The sequence below is a fragment of the Pseudarthrobacter sp. TRD_SC_9 genome (genome assembly GCF_055361265.1).
Window position 1 is genome coordinate 2,275,426 of the sequence record NZ_CM143956.1, and the last position, 20,892, is coordinate 2,296,317.

Here is a 20,892-nt window from a genome sequence, read left to right on the forward strand (position 1 = left end):
GTGGTGGCTGTCCGGAGCCGGGTCCGAACGGGAGCTAGTGGTTGCTGGCGACGGCGATGGCTTCGCCGTCGACGTCCTCTAGCTGCTGTTTGCGGTCCGAGATGAAGTAGTAGACAACAGCGGCAATCCCGGCTGCGAAGAACCACGCGAACGGTGCTGCGGCCCCCAGCGCCGGCACAAAGGCGATCGCCAGCGCCACCGTGGCTGCGGGCACCATGGCAATGATGGCCTTTGGATTGACGCCGTTTTTGTAGAAGTAGACCCCACCGGGCGACGCCGTATAAAGCTCCGGGACGTTGACCTTGCCTCGGCGGATGAGCCAGTAGTCTGCCATGACCACACCGAAGAGCGGGCCGAGCAGGGCACCCAGTCCGCCAAGGAAGTAGAGGATGACCAGCGGATTGTTGTAGAGGTTCCACGGAAGGATGACCAGGCCGATCAGCGCGCTGACCGCTGCGGCGCGGCGGAAATTGAGGCGCTTGGGGAACAGGTTGGTCAGGGCATAGACCGGGGCGACGAAGTTGGCCATGAGGTTGACGGCGATGGTCAGGATCAGCAGTGCCAGGCAGGCCAGGACTAGCAGGAGTGTGTTCGGAATGGTCTGGACGATGTCCGACGGGCTTTCGATGATGGCGCCATTGATCTTGAACTGGCCACCTGCCATCACGACAACGATGGCGCCGAAGACCAGCATGTTAATGGGGATACCCCAGAAGTTGCCGCGAACTACAGCCTTCTTGGACACAGCCGAGCGGGTGAAGTCGCAAAAGTTCAGGACGAAGGTGCCGTAAATGGAGACCCAAAGGGCGCCGCCTGCAAATATGGTGAGCCACATTTCCGGTCCTTCAAGGGCGTTGTCCGAGGACCAGGCAATGGCACCTCCCGCCTCGGTGAAGATCCAGATGGCTACGGCTGCCATAGTGACAAGGATGACGGGACCGGCAAAGGCCTCGTATTTGCGGATCATCTCCATGCCGAAACTTACGATCACCAACTGGACGATCCAGAGAATCCCGAAGGAGACCCATCCCAGCGAAGACAGCCCCAGGATCGAGTTGGTATCAAAGGCGCTTAATGACGGCATCATTGCAATGAGCATTACGCGAAAGACCACTGATGCGAGATAGGTCTGGATGCCGAACCACGCAATCGCCACGGCACCGCGAAGCAGGCTGGCGATCTGGGCGCCGCGGATGCCAAAGGAGATCCGGCTCATGACCGGGAACGGGACTCCGGTCTTCACCCCCATGAACCCGGAGAGGTTCAGGAGGCCAAAGAGCAACGCTGCTCCAATGCCGAGTGCGAGGAGAATCTGCCAGGCGCCCAGGCCAAGGGCGAAAAGCCCCACGGCGAAAGCATAATTGCCGAGGCTGTGGACGTCATTGGCCCAGAGGGTGAAGATGCTGTAGCCGGACCAGCGGCGGCCTTCCCGTTTGGTGGGTGCGAGGTCGATGTTATAGAGGGTGGGGCTGATCGTCTGGCCTGAGGCGGCGCTGGCTGCCGCGCAAAGCCCGTCAATGCCTGTGGCGGGGTGAACCGGCTGACCGGACAACGGCGTAGGGTCAACGGGTTCGATGCCGACTGTGGGTGTCGTATGCATGGATCTCCAGTTCGTGGGATCCGCAGTGGTGAGTCTGGATCTAAACAATCCGTTCTGTTATTCCACATTGCGGAATCAAGTTCTTGAATAGTGAAATCAGCGTATGACCGACATCACCCTCCGGTCAAGGCTTCCGGCCGTGTGGCAGTCATAAAGCTTTGCCCGGGAGGGACAAATCGGCCTTACAATTTCGCTATCCCGCCGTCTTGAGCCTCTTCCAACCGCCGCGTTCTGATGCGGCGAGTCCCAACAAGCCCAGCCTTCCCAGTCCTGCCCGAACTGTTTCGGGTCCCAGCCCGGCCACAGTGGACAGCTTCTCCACGGAGCTGGTGGTTCGCAGTGGCAGGGCATCGAGCAGAATGAGGTCCTCCAGGGTAAGCCCATCGTGTTCTGCCGGCTTCCCTTTCCTCTCGTCCGGGAGGGCATCACCGGCAGGTGATGCGAGCTCCGCAATTTCGCCTGCATCCGTGACGCACACCGCCCCACCTTCACGCAGGAGACGGTGGCAGCCTGCCGAGTTGGCGCTGTGCACGGAGCCGGGCACTGCCCCCACCGCACGGCCCAGGGCTTCTGCGTGATGAGCGGTATTCAGGGCACCTGAACGCCATCTCGCCTCGACCACCACCGTTACGGCGGACAACGCCGCGATTAACCTGTTGCGCTGAAGGAACCTGTAGCGCGTCGGCGCTGACCCCGGAGGGACTTCCGCCAGCACGGCACCCTGATTGGCCACGGCACGCAGCAGGTCCTCATTACCTGCCGGGTAGAAGCGGTCCACTCCCCCGGCCATCACAGCGATTGTGGGCATTGCCTCCGAGCCTCCCGCAAGCGCTGCCCGATGGGCGTGGGCATCGATCCCGTAAGCACCGCCCGAGACCACCGTGAAACCACGCTGGGCCAGTGAATAAGCCAGGTCACCGGTCACCGCGGCCCCGTAGCTGGTACTGTCCCTCGATCCCACCAAAGCGATGGATCTCCCAGCCACCGGGAGAGGCTGCTCCACGCCCCGCCACCAAAGACAGACAGGTTGATGCAGGCCAAGGTCTGCCAGCTGGGCAGGCCACAGTTCGTCTCCGGGAATAATCAGCCGGCCGCCAATGCGGGCCATAGTGGCAAGGTCCCGTTCCGGTGCCAGGTCCGGGACGCGTGGTCTCCAGCGTCGGAATGCCTCCGTCAGGCCAGGCCACTTGCCACTGCCTCCGGCCTCGGCAAGGACCTCTGAAATGTCCCGTTCAAGCCCGGGACCAGGGGCGATGTCCCCAGAGGCGATTCTGAGCGCATCAACAGCTCCTGCCAGTTGGATCAGGGCGAGGCCTGCGGCATCCTGCGGTTCCATAAGCCGGGCCAGGGCGGCCCGGGAGCGGCGTTCGTTATTCATGGGTTCCTCTCAAGCGGCCGCGGCCGAGGCCTGGCGCAGGTTCAGCGCCTGGCCGATATCATTGATGTCTGGTCGGGCCCGTCCGCTCAGGTCCGCAAGTGTCCATGCCAACCGCAGTACGCGGTCGTATCCACGGGCGGTAAGGACGCCGCGTTCCAGGGACTGATCGAGGATCCGGGTTACCGCAGGCGCCAGCCGCAACTGTCCCCGCAACACCCGGCCCGGAACCTGTGAATTGCTTTCCAGCCCGAACGGCAGCAGCCGTTCCCGTTGAATCTGCCGGGCTTCCCTGACACGTGCGGCGATTGCCGACGTGTCCTCCTCCTTTCCTGCCTGGCCGAAATCTGCCAGCGAAACCCGCTCTACCTGCAGTTGAATGTCCACACGGTCCAGAAGCGGCCCTGACATCCGGGCCGCATAGCGTCTCCGCATCATGGGTGTGCAGGTGCAGTCCAGCCCTTTCCCTGAGGCCTTGCCGCAGGGGCATGGATTGGCCGCCAGCACCAGCTGGAAGCGCGCCGGGTAAGCGGCAGTGCCTGCGGAGCGGTGGATCACCAGTTCGCCGCTCTCCAAGGGCTGCCTCAGCGCATCCAGTACCCTCCGCTCATATTCCGGCGCCTCGTCCAGGAACAGGACGCCGCGGTGTGCCCGGGACGCGGCACCGGGTCTGGGCAGCCCGGACCCGCCGCCGATGATGGCTGCCGAGGTGGCCGTGTGGTGCGGGCTTTCGAAGGGCGGACGCCGCAGCAGCTGACGGGAAGCGGAAGGCAGACCACACAAAGAGTGGATTGCGGTCACTTCCATGGCCGCGGCGTCGTCCAGCTCAGGCAGCAGCCCTGGAAGCCGTTCAGCCAGCATGGTTTTACCGGCACCCGGCGGACCGGTCAGGAGCACGTGGTGGGCACCGGCCGCCGCAACTTCCAGGGCCCGCCTGGCCTCGCCCTGCCCCGAAACGTCCCGCATGTCCGGTTCCGGCAAATCGGGGCCGGCGTCTTGGTCCGGCTCTTCGGAATCCTCAGGATCGAAGTCCAGGGCCAGTTCCTGGGGATCCGCCCCGAAGTCGAAGACCAGCCGGGCCAGGGTCCGGTAACCGCGGACGTTGGCTCCGGGAACCAGCGCTGCCTCCGCCGCGTTGACATGGGCGACCACAATATCCGGATACCCGGCCTGAACGGCTGCCATGACCGCCGGAAGGATCCCCCGGACCGGACGTAACCTGCCGTCCAGTCCAAGTTCGGCGATGAAAACTGTCCGCTCGGTAGCCCGGATGTCATTGGCAGCGCGGAGCACGGACATGGTGATGGCCAGGTCGAATCCAGAGCCGCTCTTAGGCAGGGACGCCGGGATGAGATTAGCGGTAATCTTGCGCCTGCTCAGGGGGATTCCGGAGTTCTTGGCGGCCGAACGTATTCGCTCCCGTGCCTCATTCAAGCTGGCGTCAGGAAGCCCCAGGATCAGGAAGCTTGGCAAGGTCTGGCCGATGTCCGCCTCGACCTCAACGATGTAACCGTTCAGCCCCACCAACGCGACGGAATAGGTTCTTCCCAGGGCCATCAGCCGACCCCCTTGAGATGTTCCACCTGGGGTTCGCTGATGCCGTCGTCCAGGACAGCCAGAACGTCGATCCGCCGCAACGGCATCCGGAGTTCCTTGTCCCGGCACCATGCCGCCGCAAGCCGTTGCAGCCTGGCAAGCTTGGCCCTGCCCACCGCTTCAAAAGGATGGCCGTAGTCCAGGCTTCGCCGCGTTTTGACCTCCGCGATGACCAGCGCATCCCCGTCCAGGGCCACAATGTCTATTTCGCCCTCACGGCACCGCCAGTTGCGTTCCACCACCAGCATGCCAAGGGCTTCCAAATAGCCGGCGGCGAGTTGCTCGCCCCGCCGGCCCAATACGTCTTTGGCTCTCATAACCACCTCCACCATCAGCCTGATGGGCGGGAGGAAGGAGCAACAGCGCCAACTTGCGCTATGTGGGTAACAGTCCCGTACGCGGGCGTGTGGAGGAAGGGTGAAGGTGGGCCTACCGGAGGGTCAGTTGCCCAGGTCGGAGTCCTTTGGCATGGTCAGTTCCTCGTTGCGGGGCAGTTCCTCGACATTGACGTCCTTGAACGTCAGGACCCGCACGTTCTTCACGAACCTCGCTGAACGGTACACATCCCAGACCCAGGCATCCTGCAGGGTGAGATCAAAATAGACTTCGCCGTCCGCACTGCGCGCCTGCAGATCAACATGGTTCGCCAGGTAGAAGCGCCGCTCGGTCTCAACCACATAGCTGAACAGGCCAGCAACGTCGCGGTACTCGCGGTAGAGCTGGAGCTCCATGTCGGTTTCGTAGTTCTCAAGATCCTCGGCACTCATGCTTCCATCTTGCCCCATCTGCCTTGTTGGCGCTGCATCAAACGACCGACTCCAGCAACGGGTCCTCCCCGAGAAGGCGCCAGCTGACGCGGTGGTGCGGGGTGGGACCGGCAGCGCGCAGAACGTCCCGGTGACCGGTCGTGGCGTAGCCCTTGTTAAGGTCCCAGCCGTAGTCCGGATACTCGGTGTGCAGGTCCACCATCATGGCGTCCCGCTCAACCTTCGCGATAACGCTGGCGGCCGCGACGCTCAGGCACTGCATGTCCGCTTTGACCTTGGTATGCACGGGAGCCTCACAGCCGGCGTCCTCTGCCACCAGGCCGGCTGCCTCGTCAAACAAGGAAGCCTGCGCCGCCGGCGACAACCAGTTGTGACTGCCGTCGAGGAGGACTACGTCAGGGACTACACCCGATTCGATGATCTCCCGCCAGGCTCGGGTGCCGGCGAGCCGCAGGGCAGCAATGATGCCGATGCTGTCAATCTCCGCCGAGGACGCATGGCCCACGGCCGACGCGACACTCCATTTCCGGACAACCGGCGCCAGCCGTTCACGGTCCGCGGGCTTAAGAAGCTTGCTGTCCCTGACTTCTTTCAGCAGTTTCTGCCGCTGCAGGTCCACGACGGCGATGCCGACGCTCACAGGCCCCGCCAGTGCTCCGCGTCCTACTTCGTCGACGCCGGCAAGGTACCGGGCTCCGCCCGCCCGGAAAGACTTTTCATGCCTGAGGGTTGGTGCAACGGACACGGGTCAGCCTGCCGCGGGAACGTTCCGGTAAACAGCGGGGTAGTTATCCAGCACCGACCACCGGTTCAACGGCCAGGCGATGACTGAGGCTTTGCCCTCGATGTCCGCTATGTCCACGAAGCCACCATTCGTGCCCATGTGGGCTCGTGAATCCGCAGAATGATTCCGGTTGTCACCCATGACCCAGACCTTGCCTTCCGGGACAACAACATCAAATTCCTGGACTTGGGGAACCTCGGCGCCGTTAATGTAGCTCTCGTCGATGGCACGCCCGTTAATAGTGAGTTTACCGGCGGCATCGCAGCAAATCACGTGGTCTCCAGGAAGCCCGATGACCCGTTTGACCAGGTGCTGCTCGGAGGTATCGGGCAACAGCCCGACGAACGTCAGCCCCTCCCGCACGACGGAGAAGGATCCGTTCTCAGCGCCGGATTCAGGGGTTGCGGGCAACCATCCTTTGGTGTCGCGGAAGACCACAACGTCACCGCGGGACAGGCCAAAGGGTTCCGGAACCAGCAGGTTCACGAATATCCGGTCGTCTTTCTCCAAGGTGTTAACCATGGACTCAGACGGGATCCAAAAGGCCCGGAACAGGAAAGTCTTGATGAGGAATGACAGAACGACGGCGATCACCACCACCGTGGCAATCTCCTTCAACCAGCTGACAAGGGGGTTTCCCGTGCCGCCCTTGCGGCGGCGTCTCGCCCGTGTGCCGGATGCGCCCTGGTGGCCAGGTGTTTCCGGGGCGTCATCCGATGCGCTCGCGGGCTGCGGATCAGGTGTCCCTGGATGGTTCTCGGGCATCTACTGTCCGTCCTTTACTGTCGTTGGTTCCGTAGCGGGCCGCGGCACCGTTGCCAATCTATCAAGCGGCCAGATGATCTGGACCGGGCGGCCGATGACACGGTCTTCAGGGACCATTCCGCCACCGGGCGCACCGAGGAGGCTCCTCGAATCAGCCGATTCGGCGCGGTGGTCACCCATCAGCCACAACCGTCCGGCAGGGACAATCACGCTGAACTTCTGAAGGCTGGGCACGTCCCCTGGAAAAATGTAGGGTTCGTCAACAGGTTGGCCGTTGACGGTGAGCCGCCCATCAGGGGCGCAGCACTGTACTTCGTCGCCAGGCAGGCCGATGACACGCTTCACGTAGGTGGTTTCACTGCCCGTCAGCCCCAGCCACTGCCCCAGCTCCGATGCGGCAGCTGAGGTGTCGGAGAGAAGTCCCTTCCCGCTGTTGAGCGAGGCGAAGGATCCCCGGCCGTCGAAGACCACGATGTCGCCCCGGCGGATGGGCTCGGCAGCGAAATCCGTCTTGGAGACGAGGATCCTGTCACCTGTTTGGAAAAGTGGCTCCATCGAGGCAGAAGGAATGAAATAAATGTCCAGCCATAATGAGCGAACCAGGCCACTGACCAGGAATGCCAGGGCCCCGGCCAGCAACACAAAACGCCAGCCCGGTTTCCGGGGCTGGCGTTTTGTGTTTTCCATGGTCCAAATCCTGCGCGCTGTTGCTGATGGCTCCGGCGCGGCGGTTTTGGCCGCGGACTTGGCCGTTGAAGTCCGGGAAGGACTACTTGGCGGTGTTGAAGTCGCGCTTTTCCTTGATCTTCGCTGCCTTGCCGCGCAGTGCACGCATGTAGTACAGCTTGGCGCGGCGGACGTCACCCTTGGTGACGACCTCGATCTTGTCGATGATCGGGGAGTGCACCGGGAAGGTACGCTCCACGCCGACGCCGAAGGAGACCTTACGGATGGTGAAGGTTTCGCGGAGGCCGTCGCCCTGGCGGCCCAGGACGAAGCCCTGGAATACCTGGACACGGGAGTTCTTGCCTTCGATGATGTTCACGTGCACCTTGAGGGTGTCGCCCGCGCGGAACTCGGGAACATCGCTGCGCAGCGAGGCTGCGTCCAGGGAATCGAGAATATGCATAATTCCACTCCTGGTGAACGCCACAGGTCATTCACTTTGGGTCACGGCGGCGAAGCCCTGCCGGAATGTACCGGCTGGAAATTACCGTCGAAAGTGTTTGTCCGGCTCAGTCACTGATTGATTGGGCCGTGGTGTCTTGGCTGTTGGCAACGCTCCCCCTGTGGCAGGCGCGCGCCCAGTAGACACAAGGACTAATTTTGCCACATCCGCACCTGTTACGGCTAATTGTCGTCGGTGGCGGGAACCCGGGACTTCAGCCGTCCGTCAGCGATGGTGTATCCGAGTTCCCATAGCGCGTTCCGGTCCGCACGGCTTAGCATGCCGGGATCGAGATACTCCATCAGGTCCGGACGCCGCTCCGCAGTGCGCCGGAACTGCTGATGGCGGCGCCACTGGGCGATTTTGCCGTGGTTTCCACTGAGCAGGACGGGCGGCACCTCGCGGTCACGCCATGTTGAGGGCTTGGTGTACACCGGGTACTCGAGCAGGCCGTCTGAGTGGGATTCCTCCACGAGGGATTCCGGGTTTCCCACTACCCCCGGAAGCAACCGGCCGATGGCCTCGACCATGGCCAGGACGGCAACTTCGCCGCCGTTGAGCACGTAGTCACCCAGGCTGACCGGCCGCACCGTGAAGTGGTCTGCCGCCCATTCCAATACGCGCTCGTCAATGCCTTCGTAGCGGCCGCAGGCGAAAGCGAGCTGCGGTTCCCCGGCAAGTTCGTGGGCCAGCGCCTGGGTAAAGCGCTCCCCCGCCGGCGAGGGCACGATCAGGACAGGCTTGTGATCTCCGAAATCACTTTCCGCGTTCTGAGTGGGATTGGCATGCGCGATGGCGGACAGCGCCTGCGCCCAGGGTTCGGCCTTCATAACCATGCCGGCGCCACCCCCATATGGCGTGTCGTCCACGGTGCGGTGCCTGTCAGTAGTGAACGTCCGCAGGTCGTGGACGTTCAGTTCCAGCAATCCCTCCTGCCGGGCCTTGCCAATAAGGGATAACTCCAGCGGGGCGAGGTACTCCGGGAAGATACTGACGACGTCGATCCGCATCTTAAGCGTTTTCCTCGTTTTCGGAGCTGGTGCTGTTCTCTGCGTTGATTTCAAAAAGCCCAGGCGGCGGTGTGAGGAGGATAAAGCCCTCCTCGATATTCACCTCGGGCACAATCTGCTCAACAAAGGGGACAAGAATTTCTTCCCCCTCCGGCGTCTTGACCATCAGCAGGTCCTGGACGGGCATGGTGTTCAGTGCCGCCACTGTGCCGACCACCTGGGAGCCAACCCTGGCTTCGAGGCCCACCAGTTCGTGCTCGTACCAGCCTTCGTCGTCGTCCTCGTCCAGTTCCTCGGTCTCGATGTACAGCTTGGCGCCACGAAGCGCTTCTGCCTCATTCCGGGTCTCCACCTCTTCGAAGGCAAGCAGCAGGATGTCCTTGTTCCAGCGGGCATTCAGGATGGTCAGCGGGCCGGCCGAGGCGGGTTCAACAGTGAGTTCCGTCCCTGGCACGAAACGGTCTTCAGGCGCGTCCGTCAGTACCTGAACGGTTACTTCGCCGCGGATACCGTGCGGTTTGCCGATTCGTGCCACCTGGAGCTGCATCTGATTCCTTTTCCGTTCAATACCTGTGGTCATGGAGGCCGCGTGATTTGCGGCCCGGAAGACAATTGTCGTTCAAAACAGTCCGGCCCCTCCACCGTTCAGGTGGAGGGGCCGGACAAAATACTGAAGTGCTGGACGCTAGCGGCGGCGGTCTGTGTCGACGACGTCGACCCTGACCTGCTCGCCGTCGGCCAAGGCGGCGACGACGGTACGCAAAGCGCGTGCCGTGCGGCCCTGCCGGCCAATCACGCGGCCAAGATCGTCCTGGTGAACGCGGACCTCGAGGGTATCCCCGCGGCGGTTGTTCTTGGAACTGACCTTGACGTCCTCCGGAGAATCAACGATTCCCCGGACGAGGTGCTCGAGCGCGTCAGCCAGCAACTTACTCAGCCTCGGTGGACTCTGCTTCGGCGTCGGCCGGAGCTTCAGCCTTTGCCTTCTTGGTGATGGCTTCCGGGATGATCACGGAACCCTTTTCCGGGGTGACGAAAGCTTCCTTGGGCGCCTTCGTCCGGAGGGTGCCCTCCTGGCCCGGCAGGCCCTTGAACTTCTGCCAGTCACCGGTGATCTTCAGGATCGCAGCAACCTGCTCGGACGGCTGTGCGCCGACTCCGAGCCAGTACTGGGCGCGGTCGGTGTCGACCTCGATGTATGAAGGCTCTTCGGTGGGGTGGTACTTGCCGATCTCCTCGATGGCACGGCCATCCCGCTTGGAGCGGGCATCCATGACGACGATGCGGTAGTACGGGGCGCGCATCTTACCAAAGCGCTTAAGGCGAATCTTTACGGCCACTTTTGTGGTCACTCCTGTTTCAGAAAGGGGGCGAATCCGACGTTCTGCACCCGTGGGGCGGGCCATACTTGGGGATTCAAAGGACAGGATCCGGACACGGAGAGAGGGGCCGTGCAGATCGAGTACCTGTCTATTGTGCCAGATGCGCGGCTCAAATTCGAGCCGGGGCATCCCCCGGCCTCACAGCCGGTGCTTTAGCTTGACCAGACGTAGAGTCCGGTGCGTTCGGATTCCTCCACCAGGGCGGCAAGTTCGGCCACGCGACGTACATATCCGGCAGCCTGGCCTGCGTCGAACGGCATGTCTTCCTGAGCCGCCCACTTGGCCGCGACGTCCACCAGGACGTCACCAACACCTTCGGCATCTTCGCGTTCGTAGGTCAGCAGTTCAGCCAACGCCCGTACCATCGGCTCCGGCACGCCGAGCAATGAGTCGCTGGCGATGTCCACCATGGACAGCTCCGTATCCGCTCCCGAGGTATGGACGGCAGCGCCGGCCAGGGCGCCGAGCTGTTCGATTTCGAAGTCGCTGATCTCCGGAATGCGGACGCCTTCGGCTGCCTGCCCGGCGCCGTCGTCGAGTTCCGCCGCCCGTGCCAGGGCACCCTTGTGGGTGGAAACAAAGATCTCGGTAAAGCCCATGGGACTGTCCTCATTTTCGTTACTGTTGCCGGCCGGCGCGAGTTGCCAAAGATGGCCGCGCCGGCGTTCGGACTCAGCCTAACCCACAGCTCCCGGCCCTCGCAGTCAGCCGGCGGCGACGCGGATCCGGTTCCGCCACGGGTCCTCGAAGCGCAACTCTGCGCCGGTGTGGCGGGACGTTACTCCACCGACCTTCAAGCGATCGGCCAGCGCCCCGACGTCGTCAGTTCCCGGCACCTGGATCAGAACTTCGCCGAGGCCCAGCGTGTCGCGGCGCGGTCCGGTTCCCCTGCTGTTCCAGATATTCATGGCCATGTGGTGGTGGTAGCCGCCGGCGGAAACGAACAACGCCTGGCCGTGCCAGCCGGCGGTCTCTTCGAAGCCCAGGATGCCTACATAGAAGTCCTGGGCAGTCTGCACGTCGCCCACCTGCAAGTGGACGTGGCCTACGCCGGCGCCGGTGTCCTGCTGGGACGCGAGGGACTGTTCCGTCAGGTGCGCCTCGAGGAAACGCTGCGGGGGCAGCGCCAGGCTGTCCATCACCACCCTCCCGCCTTCCCAGCTCCAGTCCTCGCGCGGACGGTCCCGGTACAGCTCGATGCCGTTTCCTTCCGGATCAGTGAAGTAGAACGCCTCGCTCACCAGGTGGTCGGCGCTGCCAACGTAGAGCGCCGGCTCGAACTGCGCGGCAGTTGCCACGGTGGCCGCCAGGGAGGCCTGGTCTTCAAACAGGAGGGCCGTGTGGAAGAGGCCGGCTTCCTCCTGGGACGGCAACTGCAGACCCGACGCCGGTGCCAGGTGAATTAGCGGACGGCCCAGTCTGCCAAGGTAGACGCCGCCATCCTGCTCTGCTACTACCACCAGGCCGAGGGCACGCTGGTAGTAGTCGGTCATGGCCTTCATGTTTCCCACCTTTAGCATTACGGTGCCCATGGTGAGCCCGGCAGGAAGGAGGTCCTGGCTGACGGCTTCTGCATTCATTGAATTCTCCCGGTCGCATGGCCCTCGGGTTTGGAGGGCCGCTACTACCAATTTACTTGAAGCTTCAATCTAAATCAAGGGTTTTTGGCTCCCACAGTCCCGTTTCCGTGCACCTGCCCGCCCAGCACCACATGAGCCAGCCGGTTGATGGTCTCCGGCACTGCCCGGGGATCCTCACGGCAGACGACGACGTCCGCCCTCGCACCCTCCGAAAGGCCCTGTGCGCCCAGCCAGTCCCGCGCCGCCCAGCCGGCGGCATCCAGCGCGGCGGCCATGGGCAGACCGGCACGGTGGAGGGCCAGAATCTCATCGCCGATCCTGCCGTGCCGGATGACGCTGCCCGCATCCGTGCCGGCGAAGATCCGGACGCCAGCCTCGAACGCTTCCAGGACGCGTTCGTTGCGCCTCTCCCCCACAGGGCGAGCATGTGCGCGGCATAGCGGGGGAACTTCGGCCCCGCCTGGGCGGCAATGTCGGGGAACGTGGCGATATTGATCAGGGTGGGCACGATCGGCACGCCCTGCTCAACGAAGCGCGGGACCTGCCTGGGAAGCAGGCCGGTGGCGTGCTCAACACAGTCAATTCCGGCGTCGAGCATGTCATCAAGGCTTTGCTCCCCAAAACAATGGGCGGTCACCCGCGCCCCTTCGTCATGTGCAGCGCGGACCGCATCCTTGACGACGGCGGCAGGAAAGGACGGCGCCAGGTCACCGGCGTCGCGGTCGATCCAGTCCCCCACCAGTTTGATCCAACCGTCACCGGACCGGGACTGCTTCCGCACAGCCTCAACCAGACCATCCGGCTCAGTTTCCTGGGCGAAACCACGAAGGTACCTGCGGGTCCTGGCGATGTGGCGTCCAGCCCGGATAATCAACGGCATGTCTGCGCGTCCCTGCAGCCAGCGGGTGTCCGCGGGAGACCCGGCATCCCGGATCAGCAGAGTTCCGGCTGCCAGGTCCGTCCTGGCCTGTTCTTCGGCAGCAGCAGCCTCCACTGCTCCGCCGGGACCGAGTCCGATATGGCAGTGGGCATCAACAAACCCGGGTAGCACCCAACCATCGAGGACCAGATCCGGGACGCCTTCCGGGCGGTTGAACGTCAGCCTGCCGTCAACTGACCAGAGGCCCCGCCGTTCCGTTGCAGGTCCAGTGAGCACAGTTCCGCTGAATTCGATGATGCTGGCCATTCCACCACCCTATGGCCGGATGCAAATGTGACAGGGCCCTCCGCAGCAGCTGTGATAGCTTTCCTCTTGACCACACGGGTGCCCTTGCAGGGGCTGAGATCGGGCTGACGCAGCCTGCGACCGTTGAACCTGTCCGGGTAATGCCGGCGAAGGAAGTGAGTATTCAATGAGTACCCCAGTAACACAGCAAAGCCCTGTCCAAAATGAAGCTGCCACCTCTGAAACCCAGTCGTTGAAGTCCCATTCGCTGGCATATATCAGCGATGAAGCCGCCGGAATCCGAGTCCCCGTCACAGAGATTTCGCTGGAACCCTCACCCAATGGCCGGGCAAATGAGCCGTTCCGGGTCTACCGGACCGCGGGGCCGGGAAGCGACCCAGTGGTGGGCCTGCCGGCCTTCCGCTCGGAATGGATTGAGGGGCGCGGTGACACGGAGCCCTATACCGGCCGGGAACGGAATTTGCTCGACGACGGGAAGTCCGCAGTGCGACGGGGCGCCGCTTCTGCTGAGTGGAAGGGGGCGCGGCCGGTGCCCCGCCGCGCCGTCGGCGTCAAGACGGTGACCCAAATGCACTATGCCCGGCAGGGAATCATCACGCCGGAGATGCAGTTCGTCGCACTGCGGGAGAACTGCGATGTGGAGCTGGTGCGCTCAGAGGTGGCGGCAGGCAGGGCGATCATCCCCAACAACATCAACCACCCGGAGTCCGAACCGATGATCATCGGCAAGGCCTTCCTGGTAAAGATCAACGCGAACATCGGCAACTCGGCCGTCACCAGTTCCATCGCCGAAGAGGTTGACAAGCTGCAGTGGGCCACGCAATGGGGCGCCGACACCGTGATGGACCTCTCCACCGGCGACGACATCCACACCACCCGCGAGTGGCTTATCCGTAACTCGCCCGTTCCGATCGGTACCGTGCCCATCTACCAGGCACTGGAAAAAGTGAACGGCGAGGCCAATGCCCTGACGTGGGAGATTTTCAGGGACACCGTCATCGAGCAATGCGAGCAGGGTGTGGATTACATGACCATCCACGCCGGCGTCCTGCTGCGCTACGTGCCGCTCACGGCCAACCGGGTCACCGGAATCGTGTCCCGTGGCGGTTCCATCATGGCCGGCTGGTGCCTGGCGCACCACCAGGAGAACTTCCTCTACACGCACTTTGACGAGCTGTGCGAAATCTTCGCCCGGTACGACGTCGCCTTTTCGCTGGGCGACGGGCTGCGTCCGGGTTCGACGGCGGACGCCAACGACGCCGCGCAGTTCGCCGAGCTGGATACCCTGGCTGAACTGACGCAGCGCGCCTGGGAGTACGACGTGCAGGTCATGGTGGAGGGGCCGGGCCACGTGCCGTTCCACCTGGTGCGGGAGAACGTGGAACGGCAGCAGGAGCTGTGCAAGGGAGCTCCGTTTTACACTCTTGGTCCGTTGGTGACGGACATTGCGCCGGGCTATGACCACATCACCTCGGCTATCGGCGCCACTGAAATCGCCCGCTACGGCACGGCCATGCTCTGCTACGTCACCCCCAAGGAACACCTGGGACTGCCCAACAAGGACGACGTCAAGACCGGCGTGATCACCTACAAGATCGCCGCCCACGCGGCCGACCTGGCAAAGGGACATCCAGGTGCCCATGAACGGGACGACGCGTTGTCCAAAGCCCGGTTCGAGTTCCGTTGGCGCGACCAGTTCGCACTGTCCCTTGACCCGGTGACAGCCGAGGCCTTCCACGACGAAACATTGCCCGCCGAGCCGGCCAAGACGGCACACTTCTGTTCCATGTGCGGCCCCAAGTTCTGCTCCATGAAGATCAGCCAGGACATCCGGAACGAATACGGTTCAGCCGATTCCCAGGCCGCCATTGCCGGGATGTACAGCGGCATGAAGGCGAAGAGCGAGGAGTTCCTGGCCGCCGGCGGCAAGGTGTACCTGCCCGAGCTCCGGCTTCCTGCTGACGGCTAGGCTTCTCACGACGCCCGGGGCTGCCGGCTCCGGCTCGCCTCAGCAATAAAGGACCGGATATACCGGTCGCCTTCGGGAGAATCGTGGGGCCGGTGCCCGCCTGCTGCAATTCGATGCACGGCACCGGTCTCACGCAGGTACCCGGCGATCTCTTCGTACAACGGTTCCCATCCGCCGGTGAGCACCAGTGTTGGCACGCCGGGGACGATCTGGAGCGGAGCTTCCCAGGGTGGCGCCTGCAGGCGCAGCCGCCGGGCCTGCCGCTGCTCCTCCGGCGTGGCGAATTCCCCTGAATCCGCAGCGAACATCCGGCGCACAAATTCCCGTTGGAAATCCTGGTCGCTGAGCTGGTGGCGCACATCAAACAAAGGCTTCATCAACTCGATATGGGCAGCCGTGGCCGGCAGTTCGGCTGTCAGGGACAGGCAAGCCGGCTCAACCAGGGTCAAGGAGCGGACCAGGTCCGGACGCTCCACGGCAGCCATGATCGCTGCGATGGCACCCTGGGAATGAGCCACCACATGGCCTCCAGCCGCACCCCGGCCGGAGTCGGCCAGGGAACGCAACACAATGGCGGCGTCCTCGACGAACGAAGATTCCAGAGGCTCAGCAATGGGGTCAAAGCCATGGCGCCGCAGGAACAAGGCATCATAATCCAGGGCCATGCCGTGCTGCCGGGGCCAGGCCGCGGAGCCAAAGCTCCCCGCACCGTGGACAAAAACTACCCGCTGCTTGAACATGACCTCACCCTATTCGACGCCACTGACATCATTGGCCACTGACAACCAAGGGAGGACCGGCTACTTGCCGCCGAGGAACTTATCAAAGCCCTTGGGAAGGTTCAGCTGCGAGGGGTCAAAGTCCCCGCCCTGCTGGCCGAAGGCGGCACCAGTGGGAAGGGCCTTCGCGGCGCCCGCGCGCCTGGCCTCGGCATCGCGCAGTTCCTGGGCGGCCTTGGCCGGGTTACCGGATCGGGCCTTCTTCTTCGGCGCGTTCTTCGCGTTCTTGCGGGCCCCTCCGCCGCCACCACCCATGCCGGGCATCCCGGGCATTCCCGGCATGCCGCCGCCCTGCGCCATCTTTTTCATCATCTTCTGAGCCTGGGCAAAGCGCTCCAGCAGGCCGTTGACCTCGGAGACGTGTACACCAGAACCACGGGCAATACGGGCCCGTCGTGAGCCGTTGATGATCTTCGGGGCAACCCGTTCGTGCGGGGTCATGGACCGGACAATCGCCTCGACACGATCGATCTCGCGCTCATCGAACTGCTCCAGCTGCTGGCGGATGTTCTGCGCACCCGGCATCATCATCAGCATCTTCTTCATGGAACCCATGTTGCGGATCTGCTGCATCTGGGCCAGGAAGTCATCCAGGGTGAAGTCTTCCTGGTCGGCGAATTTCTTCGCCATCCTGGCCGCTTCATCCTTGTCCCAGGACTTTTCGGCCTGCTCAATAAGGGTCAGGACGTCGCCCATGTCCAGGATGCGGGACGCCATGCGGTCCGGATGGAAGAGCTCGAAGTCGTCCACGCCTTCACCTGTAGACGCAAACATCACCGGCTTACCGGTGACAGATGCGACCGAAAGTGCGGCACCACCGCGTGCATCGCCGTCGAGCTTCGACAGCACAACGCCGGTGAAGTTAACCCCTTCATCAAATGCCATCGCGGTGTTAACGGCATCCTGGCCGATCATCGCATCGATGACGAACAGCACTTCGTTGGGCACGATAGCCTTGCGGATCTGCCGCGCCTGCTCCATCATCTCGGCATCGACGCCAAGACGGCCCGCGGTGTCGACGATCACGACGTCGTACAGCTTCTGGCGCGCTTCCTCGACGCCCGCACGGGCAACGGCAACGGGGTCCCCCGCCGGGTGCTCAAGCTCGGACGTGGCGCCGGGGTGCGGTGCGAAAACCGGAACGCCGGCACGCTTGCCCACTACCTGCAGCTGGGTGACTGCGTTGGGGCGCTGAAGGTCGCAGGCCACCAGGAGCGGGCTGTGGCCCTGCCCCTTCAGCCACTTCGAGAGCTTTCCGGCGAGGGTGGTCTTACCGGCACCCTGCAGGCCGGCAAGCATGATGATGGTGGGCCCCGTCTTGGCGAGGCGGATGCGGCGCGTCTCGCCACCGAGGATTTCGACGAGCTCCTCGTTGACAATCTTCACGATTTGCTGGCTCGGGTTCAATGCGCCGGAAACTTCGGCGCCCAGGGCACGCTCGCGCACCCGGCCGGTGAAATCGCGGACGACGGCGACGGCGACGTCCGCGTCCAGAAGGGCGCGGCGGATCTCCCGGACTGTGGCATCAACGTCCGCCTCTGTGAGACGGCCCTTGCCGCGGAGGTTCTTGAATGTTGCTGTCAACCGGTCAGAGAGTGAATTGAACACGCGCCGTGCACTTCTTTCAGTGGATCTACAATTGGCGGCCGGTGCGGCTCGCCAGTGTCGGTAGCTGCTGGCCGGAACCAACCGGAACAACCGCCGCGACATCGGACTCGACTATCTAGGGTACCAAGACCGGCCTCCAAGATGGCATGCTGGCAGGGTGACCAGTGAAACGACGGTAAAAACCCTGCTTATCCTCGGCGCTTCGGGCGATCTCACCGGCCGGCTGTTGCTTCCGGGACTGGCCCGGCTGGTGGCCAGGGGCAGGGCGGCCGGGCTGACGCTGGCAGGTGTCGGTTCCGATGCCTGGACCGCAGACCAATGGCGGAACCGGGTTACTGAAGCCTTTGCTGCCGCGGAGGAAGCCGCCGATGAAGACGGCAAGGCGGCTCTGAAGGACATGGCCGAGTCCGCCGCCTACCACCAGCTTGACGTCACCGCTGAGGGCTCCCTGGCCGGGCTGCTGGGCAGCCTTCCGGGACCGGTGGCTGTATATTTCGCGCTCCCGCCGCACGTTAGCCAGAGGGCCTGCGAGGTACTGCAGCCGGACCAGGTCCCGGCCGGGACGCGCTTGGTGATGGAAAAACCGTTCGGCTCCGGTGCGGAATCGGCCAGGTCTTTGAATGAGACACTGGTACGGCTTGTTCCAGAGGACCATATCCACCGGGTGGACCATTTCCTGGGCAAGGCGACGGTTCTCAATATCCTGGGGCTCCGATTCGCCAATAATTTCCTGGAGCCGGTCTGGAACCGCGACCACATTGAGCGCGTGGAGATTATCTTCGACGAAGACCTCGCGCTGGAGGGCCGTGCGCGCTATTACGACAGCGCCGGCGCCTTGCGCGACATGATCCAGAGCCATCTGCTGCAGATCATGGCGCTGGTCGCGATGGAACCTCCGGCCACCATTCATGAACGCGAGTTGCGGGACGCCGTCAGCACCGTCCTCCGGGCCAGCAGTATCAAGGCCCCGTACGCCGAGTCCACCCGCCGGGCGCGATACACGGCGGGCAGCATTGCCGGCAGGACCATTCCGGACTACGTGCGGGAGGAAGGCGTTGATCCTGCCAGGGATACCGAGACCCTGGCGGAGGTCCGCGTGGAGATCGACAACTGGCGGTGGAAGGGCGTGCCGTTCATCCTGCGCTCCGGCAAGGCCCTGGGGGTGAAGCGGAAGGAAGCTGTGATCACCTTCCGGCCGGTCCCGCACCTGCCCGTCGGCTTCTTCGGCGTCGACTCCCCCAACCAGCTGAGGATCGGCTTTGGCCCCGACACCCTTCAGCTGGATATGGATGTCAACGGTCCCGGCAACATCCTCACCCTGGACAGGATCACCTTGAGCGCTGAACTGAACGCGTCGGAGCTGCTGCCCTACGGCGAAGTCCTTGAAGGCGTATTGCACGGTGATCCCCTGCTCTCCGTCCGCGGCGATACTGCGGAGGACTGCTGGCGGATTGTCGAACCTGTGCTGCGCGCCTGGTCCGGCGCCGATGTTCCACTGGAAAAATACGACGCCGGCGGCCCCGGTCCTGCAAGCTGGCTTACCTCTGTGCGATAAAAAGGCCCTGGCAGTTCTGAGCCGCGACTGTCGGCAGTATGTCGGCGTTGGCGGCAAAGAAAACACGGGCTAGAAGGTGAAGTTGAAAACTGTGACAGTCCCCGACGTCAGTGGCACATTGACGGTATCTTGGCCAGCAACAAAGCCAGGAATCCTGGCACGTTCTTCCAGAGGAACCCCCGAATCTTCTCTTCCGTCAATCCGCGTTTGAGCCTGCGCGTCAAACGACGGTGCCGTCATCTGGCTCATGGTCCCCGTGCCAGCGTCCGAAGGCAACTTGATTGTCACCGGCGCCTGGCCGTGCAACCGGGGATCGTTCTGGTTGACCACTATCACGGTCATTGAGCCGTCGCTGTGGCTGACAGCGTAGCTGTAGATTCCAGCACTGCCGGACTGATTTACAGCCACAAAGTTCCCGGGCTGAAGGGAGTTGATGAGCATCATCCCGTAGTTGTTGGCCTGGCTGGCAAAAATCCCATTGGGCTTTTTATAGGCGCCTGTGTCACAGATGGGCGAGGAGGGCGGTCCACCCTTGCAGGCATCTATGGCGCCGTGAATGCTCACCATGGTGACACCTTCCTGGGCGGCGCCAAGAGCGTAGTTGATCGTCCAGAGTGCGGAGGCGTGCGTGCGCGTCATCTCGTTTGAGCCGGAACAGGCTGACACTCCAGCCTCCGTAATCCAAACGGGCAGCCCGACGGGCTTGGCCGTGGCTACCATGCTCCGGGAGTAGGCGCGGCTATGCTCTGCCCGCTCCCTGGACATGGCCCGGCCGATAGTCGGCGAACCCTCGCCTCCGGTGCTGCAGTCCGAGGACGGATAGTGATGATAGGACAACGCACCCACCGCAGGGTCACCGTGTGCTACGAAAGCCTGCAGCCAGTTCTCCGCGTACACTCCAGGACCGACAATTTTCACGCCGGGAGCATTTGCTGTGATCGCGGCGGAGTACTGCTTGTATTCTTCCAGGTACTTATCGCTGGCCCAATCTGCCGGGCGCAGGATATGGTACGCGCGGCCCGCAGAGTAGAAACCATTAGGTTCGTTCCCAACGGTTATTCCCAGGAGGCGATCCCCAAAGATAGCACCGGCATGTTTGGCGAGGTCACCTGCCCGTTCCGGGTCGAAATGGCCCAAGTCGGCAGTCAGAAGGATGCGCGCATCGACTGCCTCGGCCATCCGGTTGAGTCGTTCGAGATCCGCCGGAGTGACCTTACGGATAGGGCGGACATCTCCCTCGTATCCGGGAATCAGGGTCCAGTTGGGCACTGGTTCGTCCCGTGAGGTCCAGAAGAACCTTCGGTCTACGGCTTGACCGCCGAAACGGATGATGGGTTTGTGAAGCTTTTTTAGTTCATCTACAAAGGTCGATGCACCCGGTTCGAACCGCAGGTCGGTCATGACGTCGGTTTCGAATGAAAAGCCCATCATTCCTTCGGGCAGTACGGTTCCGGACAGCTCCGCAGAGACTGTCACGGTCGTCTGTTCAACCAGACCGGTGGCTTCAGCAAGTCCGGGAACCTGAACATATTCTGCACGGTCAAATGGCTCGAACGCCCGGGGAGCCGCCGTGGTCGGAGTCGGCGAAACCGGGGCGATGGATTGTGTTCCCGCAACACCGACGGGTGCATCCTCCTGCGGCGACCCGCTGAAAACCATCGTGCCAACCAAGGCAGCAGCTGCAAGGACGCCGACAATCCCGCCACCGAGTACGAGCCGGCGCTGCTTGCCCCGTGTACTGGCCCAAGAGCCTCCAGCGGGCCCAATG

General features: G+C 63.2%; 20 protein-coding genes, 1 pseudogene and 1 riboswitch. Of the genes and pseudogenes, 2 read left to right on the forward strand and 19 right to left on the reverse strand.

What is annotated here, in order from left to right; translation table 11 throughout:
• Positions 1 to 34 precede the first annotated feature (34 nt).
• The 16 genes and pseudogenes from ACWA13_RS10675 to ACWA13_RS10750 all read right to left on the reverse strand — a co-directional run bounded on the left by ACWA13_RS10675 (position 35) and on the right by ACWA13_RS10750 (position 13,213).
• Positions 35 to 1,600, reverse strand: a complete 1,566-nt coding sequence (locus ACWA13_RS10675) for an NCS1 family nucleobase:cation symporter-1 (RefSeq protein WP_463933930.1) — start codon at positions 1,598 to 1,600, stop codon at positions 35 to 37.
• Between the two features lie 193 nt (positions 1,601 to 1,793).
• Positions 1,794 to 2,978, reverse strand: a complete 1,185-nt coding sequence (gene dprA, locus ACWA13_RS10680) for a DNA-processing protein DprA (RefSeq protein ID WP_463933932.1) — start codon at positions 2,976 to 2,978, stop codon at positions 1,794 to 1,796.
• 9 nt (positions 2,979 to 2,987) lie between these two features.
• The gene (locus ACWA13_RS10685; RefSeq protein WP_463933934.1) at positions 2,988 to 4,532 is read right to left on the reverse strand and encodes a YifB family Mg chelatase-like AAA ATPase; all 1,545 of its coding nucleotides are present in this window, start codon (positions 4,530 to 4,532) and stop codon (positions 2,988 to 2,990) included.
• A complete protein-coding gene (locus tag ACWA13_RS10690; protein WP_463933936.1) occupies positions 4,532 to 4,888 on the reverse strand; it encodes a YraN family protein in 357 nt (118 codons plus the stop codon). The genes ACWA13_RS10685 and ACWA13_RS10690 overlap by 1 nt, the downstream gene beginning before the upstream one ends.
• A gap of 123 nt (positions 4,889 to 5,011) precedes the next feature.
• On the reverse strand, positions 5,012 to 5,338 hold the full coding sequence (locus ACWA13_RS10695) for a DUF2469 domain-containing protein (RefSeq protein WP_463933937.1): 327 nt from the start codon (positions 5,336 to 5,338) through the stop codon (positions 5,012 to 5,014).
• Positions 5,339 to 5,375: 37 nt separating this feature from the next.
• Positions 5,376 to 6,083, reverse strand: a complete 708-nt coding sequence (locus ACWA13_RS10700; RefSeq protein WP_463933939.1) for a ribonuclease HII — start codon at positions 6,081 to 6,083, stop codon at positions 5,376 to 5,378.
• Positions 6,084 to 6,086: 3 nt separating this feature from the next.
• Positions 6,087 to 6,887, reverse strand: coding sequence for a signal peptidase I (lepB, locus tag ACWA13_RS10705; protein WP_463933940.1), 801 nt, complete (start codon positions 6,885 to 6,887; stop codon positions 6,087 to 6,089).
• Positions 6,888 to 7,574: a signal peptidase I gene (gene lepB / locus ACWA13_RS10710; protein WP_463933941.1), complete on the reverse strand. Its 687-nt coding sequence runs from the start codon at positions 7,572 to 7,574 to the stop codon at positions 6,888 to 6,890.
• Positions 7,575 to 7,656: 82 nt separating this feature from the next.
• Positions 7,657 to 8,016 (reverse strand): 50S ribosomal protein L19, encoded by a 360-nt coding sequence (gene rplS, locus ACWA13_RS10715; protein ID WP_463933943.1) that lies wholly within the window; start codon positions 8,014 to 8,016, stop codon positions 7,657 to 7,659.
• Positions 8,017 to 8,237: 221 nt separating this feature from the next.
• Positions 8,238 to 9,065, reverse strand: a complete 828-nt coding sequence (trmD, locus tag ACWA13_RS10720) for a tRNA (guanosine(37)-N1)-methyltransferase TrmD (RefSeq protein ID WP_463933945.1) — start codon at positions 9,063 to 9,065, stop codon at positions 8,238 to 8,240.
• A gap of 1 nt (position 9,066) precedes the next feature.
• Complete coding sequence (gene rimM, locus ACWA13_RS10725) at positions 9,067 to 9,612, reverse strand: ribosome maturation factor RimM (protein WP_463933947.1); 546 nt, start codon at positions 9,610 to 9,612, stop codon at positions 9,067 to 9,069.
• A 138-nt stretch (positions 9,613 to 9,750) separates the two neighbouring features.
• Positions 9,751 to 9,993, reverse strand: coding sequence for an RNA-binding protein (locus ACWA13_RS10730; RefSeq protein ID WP_330189546.1), 243 nt, complete (start codon positions 9,991 to 9,993; stop codon positions 9,751 to 9,753).
• A 1-nt stretch (position 9,994) separates the two neighbouring features.
• Entirely contained in the window at positions 9,995 to 10,405 is a 411-nt protein-coding gene (gene rpsP, locus ACWA13_RS10735; protein WP_463933949.1) for a 30S ribosomal protein S16, read from the reverse strand.
• Between the two features lie 194 nt (positions 10,406 to 10,599).
• Positions 10,600 to 11,046 carry a hypothetical protein gene (locus tag ACWA13_RS10740; protein WP_463933951.1) on the reverse strand — a complete coding sequence of 149 codons (447 nt, stop codon included), beginning with the start codon at positions 11,044 to 11,046 and terminating at the stop codon, positions 10,600 to 10,602.
• 105 nt (positions 11,047 to 11,151) lie between these two features.
• Entirely contained in the window at positions 11,152 to 12,027 is an 876-nt protein-coding gene (locus ACWA13_RS10745) for a VOC family protein (RefSeq protein WP_463933953.1), read from the reverse strand.
• Between the two features lie 74 nt (positions 12,028 to 12,101).
• Positions 12,102 to 13,213 (reverse strand): annotated as a pseudogene (locus ACWA13_RS10750) (amidohydrolase family protein).
• A 64-nt stretch (positions 13,214 to 13,277) separates the two neighbouring features.
• Positions 13,278 to 13,385: riboswitch (TPP riboswitch) on the forward strand.
• Here ACWA13_RS10750 and thiC point away from each other — a divergent pair.
• Complete coding sequence (thiC, locus tag ACWA13_RS10755) at positions 13,380 to 15,182, forward strand: phosphomethylpyrimidine synthase ThiC (RefSeq protein WP_463933955.1); 1,803 nt, start codon at positions 13,380 to 13,382, stop codon at positions 15,180 to 15,182. (Overlaps the previous riboswitch by 6 nt.)
• A 5-nt stretch (positions 15,183 to 15,187) precedes the next feature.
• On the opposite strand, the gene ACWA13_RS10760 is transcribed toward thiC, so the two are convergent.
• Together ACWA13_RS10760 and ffh are read right to left on the reverse strand one after the other, a co-directional pair.
• Positions 15,188 to 15,922, reverse strand: a complete 735-nt coding sequence (locus ACWA13_RS10760) for an alpha/beta fold hydrolase (RefSeq protein ID WP_463933957.1) — start codon at positions 15,920 to 15,922, stop codon at positions 15,188 to 15,190.
• A gap of 60 nt (positions 15,923 to 15,982) precedes the next feature.
• Entirely contained in the window at positions 15,983 to 17,569 is a 1,587-nt protein-coding gene (ffh, locus tag ACWA13_RS10765; RefSeq protein ID WP_463933959.1) for a signal recognition particle protein, read from the reverse strand.
• A 157-nt stretch (positions 17,570 to 17,726) separates the two neighbouring features.
• Here ffh and ACWA13_RS10770 point away from each other — a divergent pair, with 157 nt between their 5' ends.
• Entirely contained in the window at positions 17,727 to 19,124 is a 1,398-nt protein-coding gene (locus ACWA13_RS10770; protein ID WP_463933961.1) for a glucose-6-phosphate dehydrogenase, read from the forward strand.
• Positions 19,125 to 19,193: 69 nt separating this feature from the next.
• Here the strand turns inward: ACWA13_RS10770 and ACWA13_RS10775 are convergent, their stop codons facing one another.
• On the reverse strand, positions 19,194 to 20,783 hold the full coding sequence (locus tag ACWA13_RS10775; protein WP_463933963.1) for a hypothetical protein: 1,590 nt from the start codon (positions 20,781 to 20,783) through the stop codon (positions 19,194 to 19,196).
• Between the last annotated feature and the right edge of the window lie 109 nt (positions 20,784 to 20,892).